Origin of the sequence: Streptomyces sp. NPDC017991 (assembly GCF_044328075.1) — a bacterium.
Classification (GTDB): domain Bacteria; phylum Actinomycetota; class Actinomycetes; order Streptomycetales; family Streptomycetaceae; genus Streptomyces.
This window is the reverse complement of sequence record NZ_JBIRGP010000006.1, coordinates 91,369-109,725: the sequence shown is the minus strand read 5'-3', so window position 1 is coordinate 109,725 and position 18,357 is coordinate 91,369. Positions and strand designations below refer to the sequence as shown.

Annotated in this window: 13 protein-coding genes and 1 pseudogene; 7 read left to right on the top strand and 7 right to left on the bottom strand. The window is 70.1% G+C overall.

The genetic code is table 11. From position 1 onward, the window contains the following. Positions 1 to 15 precede the first annotated feature (15 nt). The 3 genes and pseudogenes from ACH4DZ_RS19435 to ACH4DZ_RS19425 all read right to left on the bottom strand — a co-directional run. A pseudogene (locus tag ACH4DZ_RS19435) lies at positions 16 to 444 on the bottom strand (NUDIX hydrolase); the annotation flags it as partial. Between the two features lie 329 nt (positions 445 to 773). Continuing rightward, positions 774 to 1,847 carry a rhamnogalacturonan acetylesterase gene (locus ACH4DZ_RS19430; RefSeq protein WP_398288400.1) on the bottom strand — a complete coding sequence of 358 codons (1,074 nt, stop codon included), beginning with the start codon at positions 1,845 to 1,847 and terminating at the stop codon, positions 774 to 776. Between the two features lie 47 nt (positions 1,848 to 1,894). Continuing rightward, positions 1,895 to 3,307 (bottom strand): family 43 glycosylhydrolase, encoded by a 1,413-nt coding sequence (locus ACH4DZ_RS19425; RefSeq protein WP_398288399.1) that lies wholly within the window; start codon positions 3,305 to 3,307, stop codon positions 1,895 to 1,897. Between the two features lie 302 nt (positions 3,308 to 3,609). Here ACH4DZ_RS19425 and ACH4DZ_RS19420 point away from each other — a divergent pair, with 302 nt between their 5' ends. The 3 genes from ACH4DZ_RS19420 to ACH4DZ_RS19410 all read left to right on the top strand — a co-directional run bounded on the left by ACH4DZ_RS19420 (position 3,610) and on the right by ACH4DZ_RS19410 (position 6,647). Beyond that, the gene (locus ACH4DZ_RS19420) at positions 3,610 to 4,386 is read left to right on the top strand and encodes a maleylpyruvate isomerase family mycothiol-dependent enzyme (protein WP_398288398.1); all 777 of its coding nucleotides are present in this window, start codon (positions 3,610 to 3,612) and stop codon (positions 4,384 to 4,386) included. Positions 4,387 to 4,594: 208 nt separating this feature from the next. Beyond that, complete coding sequence (gene mmuM / locus ACH4DZ_RS19415; protein ID WP_398288397.1) at positions 4,595 to 5,557, top strand: homocysteine S-methyltransferase; 963 nt, start codon at positions 4,595 to 4,597, stop codon at positions 5,555 to 5,557. A 298-nt stretch (positions 5,558 to 5,855) separates the two neighbouring features. Further along, a complete protein-coding gene (locus ACH4DZ_RS19410) occupies positions 5,856 to 6,647 on the top strand; it encodes a carbon-nitrogen hydrolase family protein (protein ID WP_398288396.1) in 792 nt (263 codons plus the stop codon). Positions 6,648 to 6,806: 159 nt separating this feature from the next. Here ACH4DZ_RS19410 and ACH4DZ_RS19405 read toward each other — a convergent pair whose 3' ends face one another. Together ACH4DZ_RS19405 and ACH4DZ_RS19400 are read right to left on the bottom strand one after the other, a co-directional pair. Further along, entirely contained in the window at positions 6,807 to 8,171 is a 1,365-nt protein-coding gene (locus tag ACH4DZ_RS19405; RefSeq protein ID WP_398288395.1) for a PQQ-binding-like beta-propeller repeat protein, read from the bottom strand. Further along, on the bottom strand, positions 8,168 to 8,719 hold the full coding sequence (locus tag ACH4DZ_RS19400) for a SigE family RNA polymerase sigma factor (RefSeq protein ID WP_398288394.1): 552 nt from the start codon (positions 8,717 to 8,719) through the stop codon (positions 8,168 to 8,170). The genes ACH4DZ_RS19405 and ACH4DZ_RS19400 overlap by 4 nt, the downstream gene beginning before the upstream one ends. Before the next feature lie 366 nt (positions 8,720 to 9,085). Between ACH4DZ_RS19400 and ACH4DZ_RS19395 the strand changes: the two genes are divergently transcribed. Together ACH4DZ_RS19395 and ACH4DZ_RS19390 are read left to right on the top strand one after the other, a co-directional pair. After that, positions 9,086 to 11,953 (top strand): PQQ-dependent sugar dehydrogenase, encoded by a 2,868-nt coding sequence (locus ACH4DZ_RS19395; RefSeq protein ID WP_398288393.1) that lies wholly within the window; start codon positions 9,086 to 9,088, stop codon positions 11,951 to 11,953. A gap of 17 nt (positions 11,954 to 11,970) precedes the next feature. After that, positions 11,971 to 13,740, top strand: coding sequence for a ThuA domain-containing protein (locus ACH4DZ_RS19390; RefSeq protein WP_398288392.1), 1,770 nt, complete (start codon positions 11,971 to 11,973; stop codon positions 13,738 to 13,740). Positions 13,741 to 13,846: 106 nt separating this feature from the next. Here ACH4DZ_RS19390 and ACH4DZ_RS19385 read toward each other — a convergent pair whose 3' ends face one another. After that, the gene (locus tag ACH4DZ_RS19385) at positions 13,847 to 14,113 is read right to left on the bottom strand and encodes a helix-turn-helix domain-containing protein (protein ID WP_107016494.1); all 267 of its coding nucleotides are present in this window, start codon (positions 14,111 to 14,113) and stop codon (positions 13,847 to 13,849) included. Positions 14,114 to 14,208: 95 nt separating this feature from the next. Here ACH4DZ_RS19385 and map point away from each other — a divergent pair, with 95 nt between their 5' ends. Further along, positions 14,209 to 15,027, top strand: coding sequence for a type I methionyl aminopeptidase (map, locus tag ACH4DZ_RS19380; protein ID WP_398288391.1), 819 nt, complete (start codon positions 14,209 to 14,211; stop codon positions 15,025 to 15,027). 73 nt (positions 15,028 to 15,100) lie between these two features. Here the strand turns inward: map and ACH4DZ_RS19375 are convergent, their stop codons facing one another. Then, positions 15,101 to 16,699, bottom strand: coding sequence for a carboxylesterase/lipase family protein (locus ACH4DZ_RS19375; RefSeq protein WP_398288390.1), 1,599 nt, complete (start codon positions 16,697 to 16,699; stop codon positions 15,101 to 15,103). Positions 16,700 to 17,023: 324 nt separating this feature from the next. Between ACH4DZ_RS19375 and ACH4DZ_RS19370 the strand changes: the two genes are divergently transcribed. Beyond that, positions 17,024 to 18,055 (top strand): LacI family DNA-binding transcriptional regulator, encoded by a 1,032-nt coding sequence (locus tag ACH4DZ_RS19370; protein WP_398288389.1) that lies wholly within the window; start codon positions 17,024 to 17,026, stop codon positions 18,053 to 18,055. The last annotated feature ends 302 nt before the right edge of the window (positions 18,056 to 18,357 follow it).

Genomic DNA, 18,357 nt, shown 5'->3' with positions numbered 1-18,357 from the left:
CGTGAGGTGCAGGAAGTTCGTGAGGGCCTGACGCACGATGTCGACGTTGTAGTCGTCGATGTCGACGGTGTGCAGCTCGTCCGGGCTCAACCAGCGGTGTTCCTGGTCCGGCTCGGGGAGGGTGATGTGCCGGGAGAGCGGCCTGACCAGGAAATTGTCCTGACAGTTCTTGATCTCCTGCCCGCGGTATTCGCTCATGAAGGACGATTCGCCGACCCTCCGGACGACCTCGCCGAGCAGCCCGGTCTCCTCCTTGAGCTCCCGCAGCACACCGTCCTCGGGGCTTTCGCCGGGCTCCAGCTTCCCGCAGGGGACTCCCCACACCCGGGGCAGGAACCGCTCGGTCTCGCTGCGGCGCACCAGCAGGACGAGGCCCTTGCGCATCACGACGGCCGCGGCCAGTCGCTTCACGCCCGTGCTGCCCGTACTACCGGGGATGTCCATGATTCCTGGGTCCCTCGCCGGTCGGAGTCCACAGAGTTTCATACCCACGAAAGCAGCAACGCTACCAGGAAGCCCCCTCGGAAGGGGTGGGTCCGGGCCGATCGGGGCCGGGTCCCGGCCGACCGGGGTCGGATCCCGGCCGACCGGGGCCGCCGCCGCGGCGTGGTCCCAGGCGTTGGGGAGGAGCAGCGGGGCGCCGGCGTCACACGCCTGCCTCGGCGGCGACGCCCGTGACCTCCCCGGAGCCCGCGCGTGTACATCCGTGGGGCGCCCCACGGATGTACACCTGAGACGCCCCGGTTCCGGTCGGGACGCCCCAGGCGTCCAGCTCACCTCACCAGGCGCTCGGACACCAGGCCCTGGACAAGGAGTTCGTCGCGGACGAGTCCCGCGTACGCCGTCGCGCCCTGCGCCGATGTGTGGGTGTTGTCGCGCTTCTCGTTGTAGAGGTACAGCGCCTTGGAGCCCTCGACGCCCAGTGACTCCACCAGGGCCTTTGTCCTGGTCGTGAGGTCGATGAGGGGGACGTCGTGTGCCTCGGCGACCGAGCGGGTGACGGCCGGGTGGTCCACTCCGAGTCCGTTCACCAGCAAGGCTGTGCCGTTGTTCAGTGTGCCGTCGCTGTTGAACCAGCGGCGGACGACGGGAGTGACCATAACCGGACGTCCACCCTCTTCCCGTACGCCCGCGACGAGCGTTTCGAGATTCGCGCGGTACGTCGGTTCGTCCGTCTGCTTGTCGTTGTGGGCGAGCTGGATGAGGACCAGGTCGCCCTTGCGGATGAGCGGCTGGACGGTCGCGAAGAGCCGCGGATCGGCCAGGTAGGTGACCGTACTCTCCCCGGAATCCGCGTAGTTGGCGACGGAGACACCTTTGCGGAGGTACTGCGGGAGCTGCTGGCCCCAGCCGGAGTAGGGGTCGCCGGGCTGGTCGCAGGCCGTGGAGTCGCCGACGAGGAAGATCTGCCGGGTGTGCCTTCCGCCGGCCGGGGTGACGCGGATGTCGGCGAGCGCGGGCGCCGAGCCGCCGACGGCCAGGTCGAGTCCGGCGGTGCCCTCGGGTCCGGTGGGTTCGCCTTCGGGGGTGCGGACGTTCACGGTGAAGCTGCGGGTCACGGGCCTGCCCGCCCCGGTGGGCGTCTCGGCGAGCAGGGTGCGCCGGGTCTCGCCGCTGATACCGGTGCTCGCCGCGGCCTCACCCCCGAGCCGCACCCGTACGTCGTAGGTGCCGGGCGGCACATCGAAGTGGCAGGCGTCGGCGGTGCAGTTCTCCAGCCCCAGCCCCAGCCCAGGGGCGGGGCCGGTGCCCGGGCTTTGCGCCTGCGCCGGGGTGACGGACAGGGTCGAGGCGAGGGCGAGGGCGAGGGACAGCCCGGCCAGCAGGGTGATCGTCGTACGTCTCAACGCGACTCCTCCAACAGGCAACAGATACGTCGAATCCGGAGCGGCTTTCACGTTCCCCTGGTCCACTGCTGGTTGGTCGCTCCGTTGCAGGTGTACGTGATGAGCGCGGCGGAGTCCGCGGTGTACGCGCCGTTCACGTCCAGGCACTCGCCGCCGGCGCGGGACTTGATGTTCACGTAGGAGCCGGTGGTGGTGAGCGACCACTGCTGGGCGGTGGCCGAACCGCTGCAGTTCTCCTGCGTGACGGTGCTCGCGTTCTCCTGCACGCACAGGGAGCTGCCCCGCACGGCCAGCTGGTAGTAGCCGCTGCCGACCGACTTGAACCAGTACTTCTGGTTGGCGCCGCCGTTGCAGGTGTACTGCTTGATCTGGGCGCCGGCCCACAGGGACTGGCTGGTCACGTCGGCGCACTTGGAGGAGTGGCGGGCGATGAGCGAGTTGTACGTGGCACTCGTCCCGGCGACGGTCCCGGCGGCCGTGTCGACGGTGACCTCCGGCGACCAGGACATGGACATCGTGGTCGAGCTGGGGAAGGCCAACGGCAGCCAGACGTAACGGGAGTCGTTGACCGTACCGCCGAAGGAGTTGCCCCAGCGGTCACCCAGGTAGAGGTAGGAAGTGCCCGAACTCCCCTGCACCGGCAGGACGAAGGCGGTCTGCGAGTTGTACGTCGTCGAGTCGCCGACGTTCGCCATCGCGGTCCAGGGACCCGCGATCGAGGTCGCTGTGGCGTACTGCTGCTGGTTGGCGCTCCAGCCCGTCGCCCCCGAAGTCAGCATGAAGTAGACGCCGTTGCGCTTGAAGAGTGCGGGTGCCTCGCGGTGGCCGCCGTGCCAGGGGTCGGCGACCAGACCGGCGATTGCGGTGTAGTCGGCGGTCAGCCGGTAGATCTGCAGGTCGTAGTTCTCGCGGGCGGCCGAGACCATGTACCCCGCGCCGTCCGTGTCGACGAACACCGTGATGTCACGGGACATGTGCGTGCCGAGCGGGCGGAAACTGCCCTGCCAGGTGTAGTTGCCGTCGACCGTGTCCGACACGGCGACCGCCGCGCGGGCCTCGCCGTAGTCGACGCCGTTCTCCTTGTGCATCCACATCACGAACTTGCCGGTGGACGCGTTGTACATGACCTTGGGCCGCTCGATGTTCGCGGTCGCCAGCTCCGGGTCGCTCGCCTCGGTCAGGACGTGGTTGCGGAACTCCCAGTTCTTCAGGTCCGTGGAGCGGTAGGCGTCCACGTACCGGAAGGTGTTGTCGGAGTTCCGGTTCTCCCCGAACCAGTAGTAGTACGAGCCGACCTTGACCACTCCGCCGCCGTGGGCGTGCACCGGGCTGCCGTTGGTGTCGGTGAACTGCGTGCCGTTCGCGATGGTCTGGGCGGCGGCCTGGGCCGGGCCCGCGGTGACGAGGGCGCCGGCGAGGGCCAGACAGAGGGCGAGGAGTACGGCGTACAGGCGTCTCATCTCAGGCACGCTCCTTCGGGGGGACGGCGGTCGCGGGGTGGGCGTCGTCGCGGCTCATGCTGACTGCCTCTCGGGGTGGGGAGACACAAAAGCGAACAGAAATGTTCGGCATTTCGCACAACATCTGTCATCCCGAACGCCGAAAAGGTATGGGCGTGTTACGGGGAGGTCAACGGGTCGGGAGCGATCCGGAGGAACTTCTGCCGGAATCGGCCTGGGATCCGGTGACGGCGAACTGGCGGCGGCCACACGCAGAACCGCGCGGCAACTCCACTGTCAGTGGCGGGTGATAGGAAACGGGGATGACCCAGACACCACCATTCGAAGACCTGCTGGCCTTGATCGAGGACCGCTCCGCCGCCCTGCGCAGCAGCGTCGCCGGTTCTCCCGATCTGGAGGTCCGCGTTCCCAGCTGCCCCGACTGGTCGCTGCGCGAACTCGTCGAGCACGTGACCGAGGTGCACCGGTTCTGGGCGGCGGCGGTCGCGGCCGGGCCCAGCGAGAAGCCTCCGGCCGTGGCACCGGCCGTGGGCCCGGCCGCCGTGTCGGCCGATGAGACGCAGTCGACCGGCCTGTTGGCGCGTTCGGCCGCGGCCACCGAGGAGTTGGTCGCCGCCCTGCGAGCGGCGGGTCCCGCGGTGGACTGCTGGACGTGGTGGGGCGACTCCGACGTCCCGGCGAACAGCGGTACCGTGGCGCGCCATCAGGTCCAGGAGGCCGCTGTCCACGCCTTCGACGCCCAGCTGGCGACGGGAACTCCCTTGCCCGTCCCGGAGGTTGTGGCACTCGACGGCATAGCCGAGTTCATCGGCGTCAGCCACGGCACCGCCGGTCCCTGGCCGCACGAGCCGGCCCGGATCGGCCTGCACGCGGCGGAGGGCGAGTCGTGGACGATCGACGTGACGGAGTCGGGGTCACGCCTCGTCACCGACGGCGGACGCGATGCGGACGCAAGCCTCCACGGTTCCGCGAGCGAACTGCTGCTCACCCTGCACGGCCGCCTCCCCCTGGACGCCGTACGCAGCGAGGGCGACCACACCATCCTGGAGAACCTCCTGAACTGGCCGGACCTGAGTTGACCCTGCACGAACACGGATTCCGCGTTCCGCCCACGCGGAACCGGACGTGATCGCGGAGCGCGACTCTGTGGCGCGTGGCGCATGATGCGTGGCGCGTGGCGCGTCGCAACGGCAACCAAACGGCAACCGGAAGACCTCGCGTACCTCGTCGGCGAGCTGCGGGGAGCCGGGGGGCGGGGGGCGGCTGCGGTTCGGCTAGCGTCGGCGCATGACCAGCGACAGCTCTCCCGGTGCAGCGGCCCGCTCCCTCGCCGACGTCCTCGCCACCGGCGCCGGCAGCGTCGTTCTCGACGGCGGTCTGTCCAACCAGCTCCGGTCCACCGGGCACGATCTGAGCGACGAGCTGTGGTCGGCGCGGCTGCTCGTGGAGCGACCGGAGGCGATCACCGAGGCGCATCTCGCCTACTTCGAGGCCGGCGCGAACGTGGCGATCACGTCCAGTTACCAGGCGACCTTCGAGGGCTTCGCCCGGCGCGGCATCTCCCAGGAGAGGGCGGCCGGTTTCCTGGGGCTGAGCGTCGGTCTCGCACGGGAGGCCGCCCGGCAGGCCGGTGTGCGGGGCGCGCGCGGGCCGCTGTGGGTGGCGGCGTCCGTGGGCCCGTACGGGGCGATGCTCGCGGACGGCTCCGAGTACCGGGGGCGGTACGGGCTGAGCGTGGCCGAGTTGGAGCGTTTCCACCGGCCCCGGGTGGAGGTGCTGGCCGGGACCCGCCCTGATGTCCTGGCCCTGGAAACCGTGCCGGACGTCGACGAGGCGCGGGCGCTGCTGCGGGCGGTGCGTGGGCTCGGCGTACCCGCGTGGCTGTCGTACAGCATCGCCGATGGGCGGACGCGGGCCGGACAGTCGCTGGAGGAGGCCTTCGCGGTGGCCGCCGACGCCGACGAGGTGATCGCGGTCGGCGTCAACTGCTGCGCTCCCGAGGACGTGGACGCCGCGGTGACGACCGCGGTGCGGGTCACCGGCAAGCCGGTCGTCGTCTATCCGAACAGCGGGGAGACCTGGGACGCGGGGGCGCGTGCCTGGCGGGGGCGCTCCACCTTCACGCCGGAGCGGGTCGTGGGCTGGGAGCGTGCGGGGGCGCGGTTGATCGGGGGGTGCTGTCGGGTAGGGCCGGGGGCGGTTTCGCGGATCGCTGCCGCGGTGGGGGCGGTGCAGGCCCCGCCCGGGTAGGGCTTCGCCCAGGGTGGGTGCGAGTTGGTGGACTCGGCTCCGCGGGCCGGTGGGGGCTGGGCGCGCAGTTCCCCGCGCCGCGCCCCTATCGGAGGCCGGGCCTCGCTTAGCCACAGCCCCCGCACCCCTTTGGACCGGCCATGGGCGAAATCAGCGGGCGGCGGTCCTGAGTGGCGTGGTGGGGCGGGGCGGTCGCGGCGCGAACAATTCACCGAAGGCGACAGCCCGGCCGCCGGGCCGCCGGGCAGTGCAGCCGGATCACCCCCGGGTGTCCCGGCTGTGCAGCACAATGAGACGCATGACAAAACTTCGCATCGCGCTCGCCAACCTTGAAATTCCCGAGAATCCAGAAGACTCCGTGGAGCGAGCCGAGCGCGCGGTCAGAGCCGCTGCTGCTGCCGACGCGCGTATCGTGTGCTTCCCGGAAGCGTACGTGCCGGGCTACCCATGGCCGCCGCAATCGCACAAGGCCGTGAGCGCAGACTTCTTGGAAGCCGCGCACGAGCGCATCGCCCAGGCCGCGAGGGAGAGCCACATCTACGTGGTGCTCGGTACGGAGCGGTACGTTTCCGACAAGCCGCGTTTGACCACGCTCGTACTGAGCCCCGATGGCGATCGAGCGGGTTATCAGGACAAGGTGCAGCTCGACCCGGAAGAAGATGCCATATACGAGGCGGGCAGCGAACGCCAGATATTCGAAGTCGACGGATTCCGCTTCGGCATCGTGATCTGCCACGAGGGCTTCCGCTATCCGGAGACGGTCCGCTGGGCCGTTCGCAACGGCGCCCAGTTGGTGTTCCACCCGCATTACAGCGAAGCAGATCCCGGCGCCTTCCAGCCGACTGAATTCGCCGATCCGAGAAACTCCTTCCACGAGAAGGCAATTCTCTGTCGCGCCGCCGAGAACAATTGCTACGTCGCCGCCGTCAACTGCGCGAGCCCGGGGTCGCCCACGACATCCGCCGTGGTGCGGCCGGACGGCACGCTACTCAGCCACCAGCCTTACGGAAAGCCCGGGCTGCTGGTCTGCGACATCGATCCCACCGAAGCCACACCACTGCTCGCGCAACGCCTGAAAACCTATTCTTGAGTGGTCGAGCAGGGTTGGTCGAATCGTTCGGCCCCGTCCGTTCCGCCCGTCCGTCCGTTCGGCTCGTCCGTTCGGCTGAGGTCGGTGAGCGGTTTCAATTCGTCTGCTGAGCACACTTGTTGACGGATGCAGGCGCTGCGCAGAGGTGAAGAAGCTCCGTCAGTCGTCGCTCTGCGGCAGCAGGGAGACGATCTCGCTGCCGTTCAGGGCGACCAACACCTCCTCGTAGAGCAGGAGTTCGGGTATGACCGCGAGGCCGTCGCCCGGGTGGTCGGCGTCGGTGTGCGTGCGCCAGACTTCGTCGCCCGTGCGCAGGTCGAGGCCGGACAGGTCGCCGGTCGGGCTGAGGAAGTACACGATCCTCCGCCCCTCCGACACCACGGAAGATGCCAGGCCCATGGGCGTCGTCTCCTCATCGGGCATCTCCACACCCACCGGGCGGTCGCTCCACAGGGCCTTGCCCGTGGTCAGTGAGTGGGCCGAGGCTCTGCCCTGCCAGGACACGGTGATCAAACGGTCGCCGAAGACGTCCAATGCGGCCGGGTTCTCCTCGATCCGACAGAAGTGCGAGGTCTGCTTGCCGGAGCTGCTGACGGTGGTCAGCCGCATGTCCTTGTCGGCCGTCCGCCGCGCTTCGGCCAGGACCAGTCGGCCCCGCGAAGTCCCGATGAGCCGCTGTGCGCCTGGGACGGTCGTGACCTTCGTGGCGGCTCCGGTGACGGGATCAAGACGGAAGACGTCGGTGCCGTCCGGCTTCTTGATGTCCCGCACGCACAGAAGATGGGGCACACCGCTCAGCACCGCACGCTCGCATGCGATGCCCTTGTCCCAGGTGTGACGCCACTTCTCCTGTCCGGTCAGTGGATCGAGGGCGGACAGCGAGCGGTCCGTGGGGGTGTTCGCCAGCACCGCGCCGTCGATGAGCATGGCGCTCTGGTCCGAGCGGGTGTCGGCGGGCATCTCGACCGCCCACAGCACGTCACCGGTGGCCGCGTCCACGGCCATCAGATCGGTACCGGGCGCATGGATCACATAGTTTCCGTCCTGCCGCTGCTGCTCCGTGTGGTTGCGATACGCATAGAGCACGCCGTCACGCACTGCGAACGGATGGTCCCGTCCGTCACCGCCGCCGTTTCCCCGGAGGGACCACAGCCGCTCGCCGGTGCGGGCATCCAGCTTCACGACGTCGTACTCGTACCCGCTGCAGTACAGCGCGGACCCGTCCGCCAGACAGCCCCGCTCACCGATGCCCGGAGCACCGCTCTGCCACGGCTTCCAGCCCGGCGGCGACGCCGCCGGCCGCACCGGCGGGTCCTGCTCGGCGGCACCGCCGTCACCGAAGCCGAGCACCGCCCCCACAGTGATCGCGACAACGGCCACCACCGTTCCGGCGGCCTGCGAAAAGCGGCGCCGGTCACGCCGCCGCACCACTTTCTCGGCCAGGTCCCCGGGCGCCCGCACCCCGTCCAGGGCGACCGCGTGCAGCGTCGCCCGGACCTGGTCCTCCACCTGCTCCGCCGTCATCCCTGGGCTCCCTTCGCGGTGTAGCTGAACGGCTGTGCCTGCTCCGTGGCCCCCTGAGGGCCGAGTTCCGGTACGAGCACCCGAAGTTTGGCGAGCGACCGGTGTGCCGTACTGCGCACCGTGCCGACCGGACATCTCAGCAGCGCCGCGACCTCGGCCTCCGGCAGGTCCTCGAAGTAGCGGAGCACGAGCACGGCCCGTTGCCGCTTGGACAGCTGCCCGAGCGCCGTCCACAGCGCGATCCGCAGCTCGGACTCCGACTCGGCGCCGGAGTGTCCGCCGGGCTCGGGCAGTACCGGCACCGTTGTCTCGGCGCGGTGTCTGCGCAGCCGCCAACGGCTGATCTGCTGGCGGTAGATGACCTGGCGGACATACGCCTCGGGCCGCTCGATGCGTGCCCAGCGCCCATAGGCCTTCATCAGGGCTATCTGCAGCAGATCCTCGGCGGCGTGACGGTCCCCGCCGGTCAGGAGCACCGCGAGCTGCAGCAGCGCGGTGGAGCGCATCGCTACGAACTCCCGGAACTCTTCGTGTATCGAGGCCTCCATCGGCCCTCCCCTTCTCAACAACCCTCACGACGCGATGGGCAGCCTGCCGCTATCCCTCGACCGGCGAAAAATATGTGTGCACTGCGGTGGGGCGGCTCCGTCCGGGGACCGGTAGCACGTCGTCGCGGCGCCGGGTTCTGTCGGGGTCCGCCCGTCTCGGTGTCGGTCACTTTGTCCTCGGTGGGGAAAAAGTGTCGGGAAGTTGTGCTCGATGGGTTACGGCGTTCGACAAAGGTCGCTAACTTCCTTGAAATGAACCGGTCATAGAGCTGCGACCGGTCACGACGGCGCGACGGCGCGCGCCTGTGCACCGCTTGGCAGTCCGGTGAGGACTGTCGTCATCCCACCCCACTTTGGGAGACCTCTGTGCGCACGAAACCGCTCGGACACAGACGTGTCCGTCATCTGCTGACCGCCGTGGCCTGTGCCGTCGGCTGTCTGCTGCCCATCTCCCCCGCCGCCGCTCACCCCGCGCAACCTGCGGATCCGGCCGGCGGATCCGAGGCCGCCGCCGTCGAGTTCCAGCAGGTCACGCTCGCCAAGGGCGTGGCCGAGACCGGCGAGCCCATGACCCTGGCGGTGCTGCCGGACCGCTCGGTCCTGCACACCTCCCGGGACGGCACGCTCCGGCTGACGAACGCGGCGGGGACCACCTCCGTCGCGGGCAAGCTGGACGTCTACAGCCATGACGAGGAGGGGCTGCAGGGCGTCGCCGTGGATCCCGGTTTTACCTCCAACCGGCTGATCTATCTCTACTACGCGCCCCCACTCAGCACGCCCTCCGGTGACGCCCCCTCCGACGGCAGCGCCGCCGACTTCGCCCCCTTCGACGGGGTCAACCGGCTGTCCCGGTTCGTTCTGAAGACCGACGGCACCCTCGATCCCGCCAGCGAGAAGAAGATCCTCGATGTGCCGGCCTCCCGCGGTCTCTGCTGCCACGTCGGCGGCGACATCGACTTCGACGCGGCCGGGAACCTGTACCTGTCCACCGGCGACGACACCAACCCGTTCGCCTCGGACAGCTACACCCCGATCGACGAGCGCGCCACCCGCAACCCCGCCTTCGACGCCCAGCGTTCCTCGGCCAACACCAACGACCTGCGCGGCAAGGTACTGCGGATCAAGGTCAACGCGGACGGGTCCTACTCCATACCGAGCGGCAACCTCTTCCCTTCCGGCACCGCGAAGACCCGTCCCGAGATCTACGCGATGGGCTTCCGCAACCCCTTCCGGATGAGCGTCGACAAGGCCACCGGCATCGTCTACCTCGGCGACTACGGCCCCGACGCCGGCACCGCCAGCCCCACCCGCGGCCCCGGCGGGCAGGTGGAGTTCAACCGGATCACGAAGGCCGGCAACTTCGGCTGGCCGTACTGCACCGGCAAGAACGACGCCTACATCGACTACAACTTCGCCACCGGCGCCTCCGGGTCCGCCTTCAACTGCGCCGCGCCGACGAACAATTCGCCGCGCAACACCGGTCTGACCAGTCTGCCGCCGGTCCAGCCCGCCTGGATCCCCTACGACGGCGCGTCCGTCCCGGAGTTCGGCAACGGCTCCGAGTCCCCGATGGGTGGCCCGGTCTACCGTTACGACGCCGGCTCCACCTCCGAGGTGAAGTTCCCGCAGGAGTACGACGGCGACTTCTTCGCCGGTGAGTTCGGCCGCCGCTGGATCAAGCGCATCGAGTCCGGCACCGACGGCACCGTGCAGTCCATCAACTCCGTCCCCTGGACCGGCACCCAGGTGATGGACATGGCCTTCGGCCCCGACGGCGCCCTGTACGTCCTCGACTACGGCACCGGCTACTTCAACGGCGACGCGAACTCCGCGCTGTACCGCATCGACCATGTCACGGGCGGGCTCGCCCCGACCGCGCAGGCGAAGGCGAACGTCACCTCGGGCAAGGCGCCGCTGGCCGTCACGTTCTCCTCGGCCGGCAGCACCGACCCGGACGGCGACGCGCTGAGCTACGCCTGGAACTTCGGCGACGGCTCCACCTCGACCGCCGCCAACCCCTCGCACACCTACACGGCCAACGGCCAGTACACGGCCACGCTGACGGTCACGGACGGCACCGGAAAATCCGGCAGTGCCTCCGTGCAGATCACCGTGGGGAACACCGCGCCCACGGTGAGACTCGACCTGCCCCTCGACGGCGGCATCCACGACTTCGGCGACGCCATCCCGTTCAAGGTGACGGTGACCGACCCCGAAGACGGCACTGACGGCACGATCGACTGCTCCAAGGTGAAGGTCACCTTCATCGTCGGACACGACAGCCACGGCCATCCGCAGACCTCGGCCACCGGCTGCACCGGGACGCTGCAGACCCTGGCGGACGGCGAGCACGATCCCAACGCCAACATCTTCGGCGTGCTCGACGCCGAGTACACCGACAAGGGCGCCGGCGGCCAGCCCGCGCTGACCGCGCACGACCAGCACGTCGTCCAGCCCAGCCACCGGCAGGGCGAGCACTACGGCGACTCCGCGGGTGTCGACGTCATCTCCCACGGTCCCGCGCACGGCGGGAAGACCGTCGGCAACATCGAGAACAACGACTGGGTCTCCTTCAAGCCGTACGCCCTCGGCAACGCGACGCGGTTCACCGCCCGGGTCTCCTCGGCGGGCGCGGGCGGCACCATCGAGGTCCGCGCCGGTTCCACGACCGGCACCCTGCTCGGCACGGCGACCGTGCCGGTGACCGGCGGCTGGGAGACCTTCCAGGACGTGACGGCCGCACTGAGCAACCAGCCCACCGGCTCCACCTCCCTCCACCTCGTCTTCAAGGGCGGCAGCGGCTCGCTCTTCGACCTGGACGAGTTCTCCTTCACCACCTCCGGCGGCGCGACCCGCACGGGTGAGGTGAAGGGCGTGAACGGCAAGTGCCTGGACATCGACAACGCCCAGACCACCGACGGCACCAAGGTCCAGATCTGGACCTGCAACGGATCCGCCGCCCAGAAGTGGACCGCCGGAGGCGACGGCACACTCAAGGCCCTCGGCAAATGCCTCGACGTGAGCGGCGGGGCCGACGCCGACGGTACGAAGGTCCAGCTGTGGACCTGCAACGGCTCGGGCGCCCAAACCTGGGCCACCCAGACCGACGGCACCGTCCGCAACCCCCAGTCCGGCAAATGCCTCGACGCCTCGGGCGGCACCTGGAACGACGGAACCGCGGTCCATCTGTGGACCTGCCACACCAACGCCAACCAGAAATGGACCCTGCCGTAGGAGGGAGGAGACCGACCATGCGTACATATCTGAAAGCGGCCCTCGGCCTGTTCGTGGGCGCCACGCTCTGTCTGACCCCGCAGGCCACGGCACTGCCCGACGCGGTGGGCCAGTCCGTCACCGGCTCCGTGACCGCTGAGGCACGGCCCCTCGCGGCGGCCGACCCCGCGTACAGGATCCTCGTCTTCTCCAAGACGGCGGGCTTCCGCCACGACTCGATCGACGAGGGCATCGCGGCCCTGCGCGCCCTCGGCGGCGCGAACAACTTCACCGTGGACGCGACCGAGGACGCGGGGACCTTCACGACCGGCAACCTCGCCCAGTACAAGAGCGTCGTCTTCCTGTCGACGACGGGTGACGTGCTGAACGCCGCCCAGCAGACGGCCTTCGAGAGTTACGTCCAGGGCGGCGGCGGATACGTCGGCATCCACGCCGCCGCCGACACCGAGTACGACTGGCCCTTCTACGAGGGTCTGGCCGGCGCGCTCTTCCACTCGCATCCGGCGATCCAGTCCGCCACGGTCAAGGTGGAGGACCGGGCGCACGACGCCACCGCCCACCTGGGCAGCACCTGGCAGCGCACGGACGAGTGGTACAACTACCGCACCAACCCCCGTACCACCGCCCATGTACTGGCCTCGCTCGACGAGTCCAGCTACTCGGGCGGGAACATGTCGGGTGACCACCCGATCGCCTGGTGCAAGGACTACCAGGGCGGCCGGGCCTTCTACACGGGCGGCGGGCACACCGACGAGTCGTACGCCGATCCCGTCTTCCGGCGCCACCTCCTCGGCGGTATCCGCTGGGCCGCCGGGATGACCGACGCGGACTGCCGCCCGGAGACCGGCTACACGTCACTGTTCAACGGCTCGTCCACCACCGGCTGGAAGCAGGCCGGGCCGGGGCAGTTCGCTCTCGCGGACGGCACCCTGACCTCCGTGGGCGGGATGGGGCTGTTCTGGCACAACGCCCAGGAGCTGACCGGTGACTACTCCCTCAAGCTCGACTGGCGGATGGCCGGGGACGACAACTCCGGTGTCTTCATCGGCTTCCCGGCCTCCGACGACCCGTGGACGGCGGTGGACAACGGTTACGAGATCCAGATCGACGCCACGGACGCCGTCGACCGCACCACGGGCTCCGTCTACGGCTTCAAGTCCGCCGACGTCGCCGCACGGGACGCGGCACTGAATCCGCCGGGCGAGTGGAACACGTACGAACTCCGGGTCACCGGTGAGCGGTTGGAGATCTTCCTCAACGGCCGCAAGATCAACGACTTCACCAACACCGACCCCGTACGGAGTCTGCGGCAGGGGCACATCGGCATCCAGAACCACGGTGACGGTGACGACGTGTCCTTCCGCAACATCCGGGTCAAGCGTGCCGGCGGGCAGGAGCCCGGACCCCGTACGGGTGAGGTGAAGGGCGTGAACGGCAAGTGCCTGGACATCGACAACGCCCAGACCACCGACGGCACCAAGGTCCAGATCTGGACCTGCAACGGATCCGCCGCCCAGAAGTGGACCACCGGAAGCGACGGCACTCTGAAGGCCCTCGGCAAATGCCTCGACGTGAGCGGCGGAGGCAACGCCGACGGCACGAAGGTCCAGCTGTGGACCTGCAACGGCTCGGGCGCCCAGACCTGGGCCACCCAGTCCGACGGCACGGTACGCAACCCCCAGTCCGGCAAATGCCTCGACGCGTCCGGCGGTACGTGGAACGACGGAACGGCCGTCCATCTGTGGACCTGCCACACCAACGCCAACCAGAAATGGACCCTGCCCTGATCGGACCTGACCCGACCTGAGCCGACCTGGCGCACCTGAGGTCTTCGCCCCGCTCACCGCTGTGAGCGGGGCGAAGGCGTACCCGGGGGATACAAAGGCAGGGAGATCAGGAAGCCGCGCTCAGGGCGGGATCGGTGCGCCAGATGCTGGCGAGCTCCGGCAGGGGTACGCCGAGTACCTCGCTGAGCCGGACGATGGTGCCGAACGCGGGCGTCGGCATGCGGCCGGTCTCGATCTTGCGGAGCGTCTCCGGCGAGATCTCCGCCGCCGCGGCGACTTCGGCGGGGCTGCGTCCGGCCCGGGCGGAACGCAACGCTGCCCCGAGACGACGGCCCGCCTCGATCTGTTCGGGGGCGAGCGGATGGCGGACCATCCGCACATGCTAGAGGCGTCGGCGTCCGGCGGGCAACCATCCCACCCTCTGGTATAAATATACCGGTCGACCGCCCAGGGGAATCGAGGAACGCAGTGATCGAGCACAAATCTCCCGCAGACATCGAGCGTATGCACGTCACCGGACAGTTCCTCGGTCAGGTGCTGGGCGAACTCGGTGACCTCGCGGCGGTAGGGGTCAATCTGCTGGATCTGGAGCATCACGCCCGCCGCCGGATCAAGGAGCGCGGCGCGGAGTCCTGCTACTGGGACTACGAGCCCTCGTTCGGCAAGGGCCCGTTCCGCAACGTGGTGTGCCTCTCGGTCAACGACGCCGTGCTGCACGGTCTGCCGCACAGCTACAAGCTGCGCGACGGGGATCTGCTGACCATGGACATGGCTGTCATGGTCGACGGCTGGGCCGCCGACTCGGCCCTCTCCGTCGTCGTCGGCACCCCGGCAGCGGAGGACCTGAGGCTGATCGAGGCCACCGAGGTCGCTCTGGAGGCCGCGATCGAGGTCGCACTGCCGGGCAACCGGCTCGGGGACATCTCGGCGGCCATCGGCGGGGTCGCCAAGGAGTACGGCTACCCGGTCAACCTCGAATTCGGCGGTCACGGCATCGGCCGCACGATGCACGAGGAGCTGCACATCCCCAACGACGGCCGTCCCGGCCGCGGCTGGAAGCTGCGTCCCGGTCTGACGATCGCGATCGAGCCCTGGTTCGCCGCGGGCACCGACAAGATCGTGTACGACCCCGACGGCTGGACCATCCGCTCGGCCGACGGCTCGCGCACCGCCCATTCGGAGCACACGGTCGCCATCACCGAGAGCGGCCCGCTCGTCCTGACCCGGCGCCCGCCGAGCACCAAGGGCCGGGAGTCCCGGCGAAAGTCATCGACGACCGAACGCTGACGCGGCCCCTGCCCAGCCCCAGCCCCAGCCTCTGCTCCTGCTCCTGCTCCTGCCCGAGCGAGGCGGGTCGTCGTCAGACCCTCCGCGCTCCTCCCCGCCCGCGGAGCCGTCGCATCGCGGTTCTCGGCGTCACGCCCGGCTCGGGTGACACCGGGTCGCGCTCGATCCCGGTGCGGGCCGGGGGCCCGGTCTCCCACAGAGCCATCTCCCGGTCCCGAGGCCCCCGTACGACCTCGGGCCCGCCCGCCCCGAAGACCCGTACAGGATGGGTGTCGTCCCAGGCGGGCCAGCCCGGGTCACCCGTGACGGCGAACCGTACCCACGCCGAGTGCATCTCGTCGGCGAGGGACTGCGGCGCCCCCGGGCCCGCGAGCTTCGCCGCCTCTGGCACGTCGGTCGTGTCGAAGACGAAGCCCAGTTCCAGGGCGTGGCAGGCCCCGAGGCCGGGTACGTTCGACGGCCAGGCGAACTCGTAGACGTGCGAGCGCGCCCGGTGGGCGTCGGCGAGCCGGTGCAGCGGCACGCGGAGGAGGAAGTCGGTGACCAGCTGCCCCACCAGTTCGGCGGTGCTCGCCCCGGGACGGGCCAGCCGGTAGCCGCGCGGCACCTCGGGACCGCAGCGGCAGCGGGCCCTCGCCGCGGTCAGGGCGACCGGGCCGAGCCGGTCGAGGCGTTCGAGGAGTCCGGTCGGCGCGAGCCACAGCCGGTACTCCTCGCTGGTCCAGCCCAGGAGCAGTTCCACGTCCTGTGCGACGCCGCCCTCGACCAGCGCCTCCAGCGGATCACGCGGCACCAGATCACCGTCGACGACGATGCCGAACGCGGGCCCGCCGACGACCGGGCTCGCACGGCGGCCGGCCTCCGCCTGCGCCTCGGCCAGGGCGCCGCGGTCGACGGCGGCGAACGCCCGGGCCGTCGCCGGCACCCTCAAGCGGGCGGCCATCCGGCGCACCATGCGCCGCACCTTGTCCCGTTCCGCCACCTCGGGCGCCCCGCTCTGCAGCACCGCCCGCCGGAACAGCCCCCGGGCGCGCGGGCTCGCCAGCAGCGCCCCGATGCTGATCGCCCCGGCGGACTCGCCGAAGACGGTCACCCGGTCCGGGTCACCGCCGAACCGTGTGATGGAGTCCCGTACCCACTCCAGTGCGGCGAGCTGGTCGCGCAGGCCCGGGTTGGCGGGGGCGTCCGGGAAGAGGCCGAACCCCTCGACTCCCAGGCGGTAGTTGAAGGACACGAACACCACGCCGTCCCGGGCGAAGGACCGGCCGTCGTACACCGGAATCGCGGACGAGCCCCGGGTCAGCGCTCCTCCGTGGATCCACACCATGACCGGGAGGCGGGCGCCCGGGGCCGGTTCCGGTGTCCACACGTTCAGGTTCAGGCAGTCGTCGCCCGGTACGACCGGGTCGGCGAGCAGTTTCGCGAAGGCCTCGGAGTACGGCGGCTTGGGCGGCGTGGGCCCGAACGCGCCCGCGTCGCGCACTCCGGCCCAGGGCTCGGGCGGCACCGGCGGCCGGAAGCGGCGGGGGCCGAAGGGCGGAGCCGCGTAGGGGATGCCCCGGAAGACGGCGAGGCCGTTCTCGTAACGGCCCCGCACCGCCCCGTAAGGGGTGCCGACCACAGGATCCTCGGCCACGGCGGGATCCTCGGCCGCCCCAGGTCCCTCAGCCATCCGAAGCCCTCCTCACCCCGACGAACCGCGTCTGCGCATCGCAGCCACCGCATCACAGAACCCTTCTGCCGCGCAGCCCCGGGGTGCCGAAGTCGGACGTGTCGCCTGCCCGAACCACTACGGGAACCGCCCCTGAAACCGGTCGGGGAACCGCTCACGACCAGCATGTCCGGCATTTCGAGACTTTCGGCTCCGTGGAATTCCACCGAGTACCCGCTCTTCCACGGCGAGTTCGGACGGCCTTACTGTAGGGACCACTGTAGGAAGCGCTTTCTACCCGAAACTTTCGCGGGCCCTCGGGACGGGGCCGGAGAGGTGGGCTCCATGGTGCGTACCGGGAGCGTGGCGGGACCGACCCTCGCGGTCGTCGCCCGCGCGGCAGGAGTGTCCGTACCCACGGCCTCGAAGGTGGTCAACGGCCGTGAGGACGTGGCGCCGGAGACCCGCCGCCGGGTCACGGAGGCACTCGACCGGCTCGGCTACGTGCGCAGACCCCGGTTCGACGCGGCGAAGTCGCCGGGTCTGGTCGACCTCGTCGTGCACTCGCTGGAGAGCTCCTGGGCCGGCGCGATCCTGCACGGGGTGGAGGAGGCGGCGCAGGACGCGGGACTTGAGGTGGTGGTCTCGGCGGGGCTGACCCGGACCCGGGGCGACCGTCCGGAGCGCGGCTGGCTGGACAAGCTCGCCACCCGGGGCTCGTCCGGGGTGCTGTTCAACCTCGCCGAACTGACCGTGTCCCAGTACGCCTGGCTGGAGCAGCACCGCATTCCGTTCGTGCTGATCGACCCGGCGCTCGAACCGCCGTCGGGTGTCGTGTCGGTCGGCGGGGCCAACTGGCAGGGCGGGGTGCTCGCCACCGAGCATCTGCTCTCGCTCGGCCACGAACGGGTCGCCGTCATCGCGGGTCACCGCCGCAGGACGTGCAGTGGCGCGCGCGTCGCGGGGTACCGGTCGGCGCTCGCGGCGGCGGGGGTGCGGCATCGGGCCGAGTACCTGCGGTACGGCGGTTTCGACGAGGGCTCCGCGTATCGCAGGATGCTGGAGCTGCTCGATCTGCCGGAGCCGCCCACGGCCGTCTTCGTCTGCTCGGACCGGATGGCGCTGGGCGCGTATCGCGCGCTCGCGGAGCGGGGGGTGTCCGTGCCGGACGAGGTCAGTGTGGTGGGGTTCGACGACCTGCCCGAGGCGCGGTGGGCTTCGCCGGCCCTGACCACTGTCCGGCAGCCGGTTTCCGAGATGGCGGCGGTTGCGCTGCGCTTGCTGGTGCGGATGATGGCCGGGGAGCAGCCGGAGGGGACTCGGACGGAGTTGTCGACGCGGTTGGTTGTGCGGGCGAGTACCGCTGTCGCGGCGTGATTTGTGCGTGTGGGGGGGCGGGCGTTGGGCGGGTGGTGCGGGTGCGTTGTGGCTGAGCGCGCCGTTCCCCGCGCCCCTTAAAAGCGGCCGGGGCCCGGCAGGGCTTGCGCGACGTGCGGGTCCGTTGCGGCTGAGCGCGCCGTTCCCCGCGCCCCTTAAAAGCGGCCGGGGCCCGGCAGGGCTTGCGCGACGTGCGGGTCCGTTGCGGCTGAGCGCGCCGTTCCCCGCGCCCCTTAAAAGCGGCCGGGGCCCGGCAGGGCTTGCGCGACGTGCGGGTCCGTTGCGGCTGAGCGCGCCGTTCC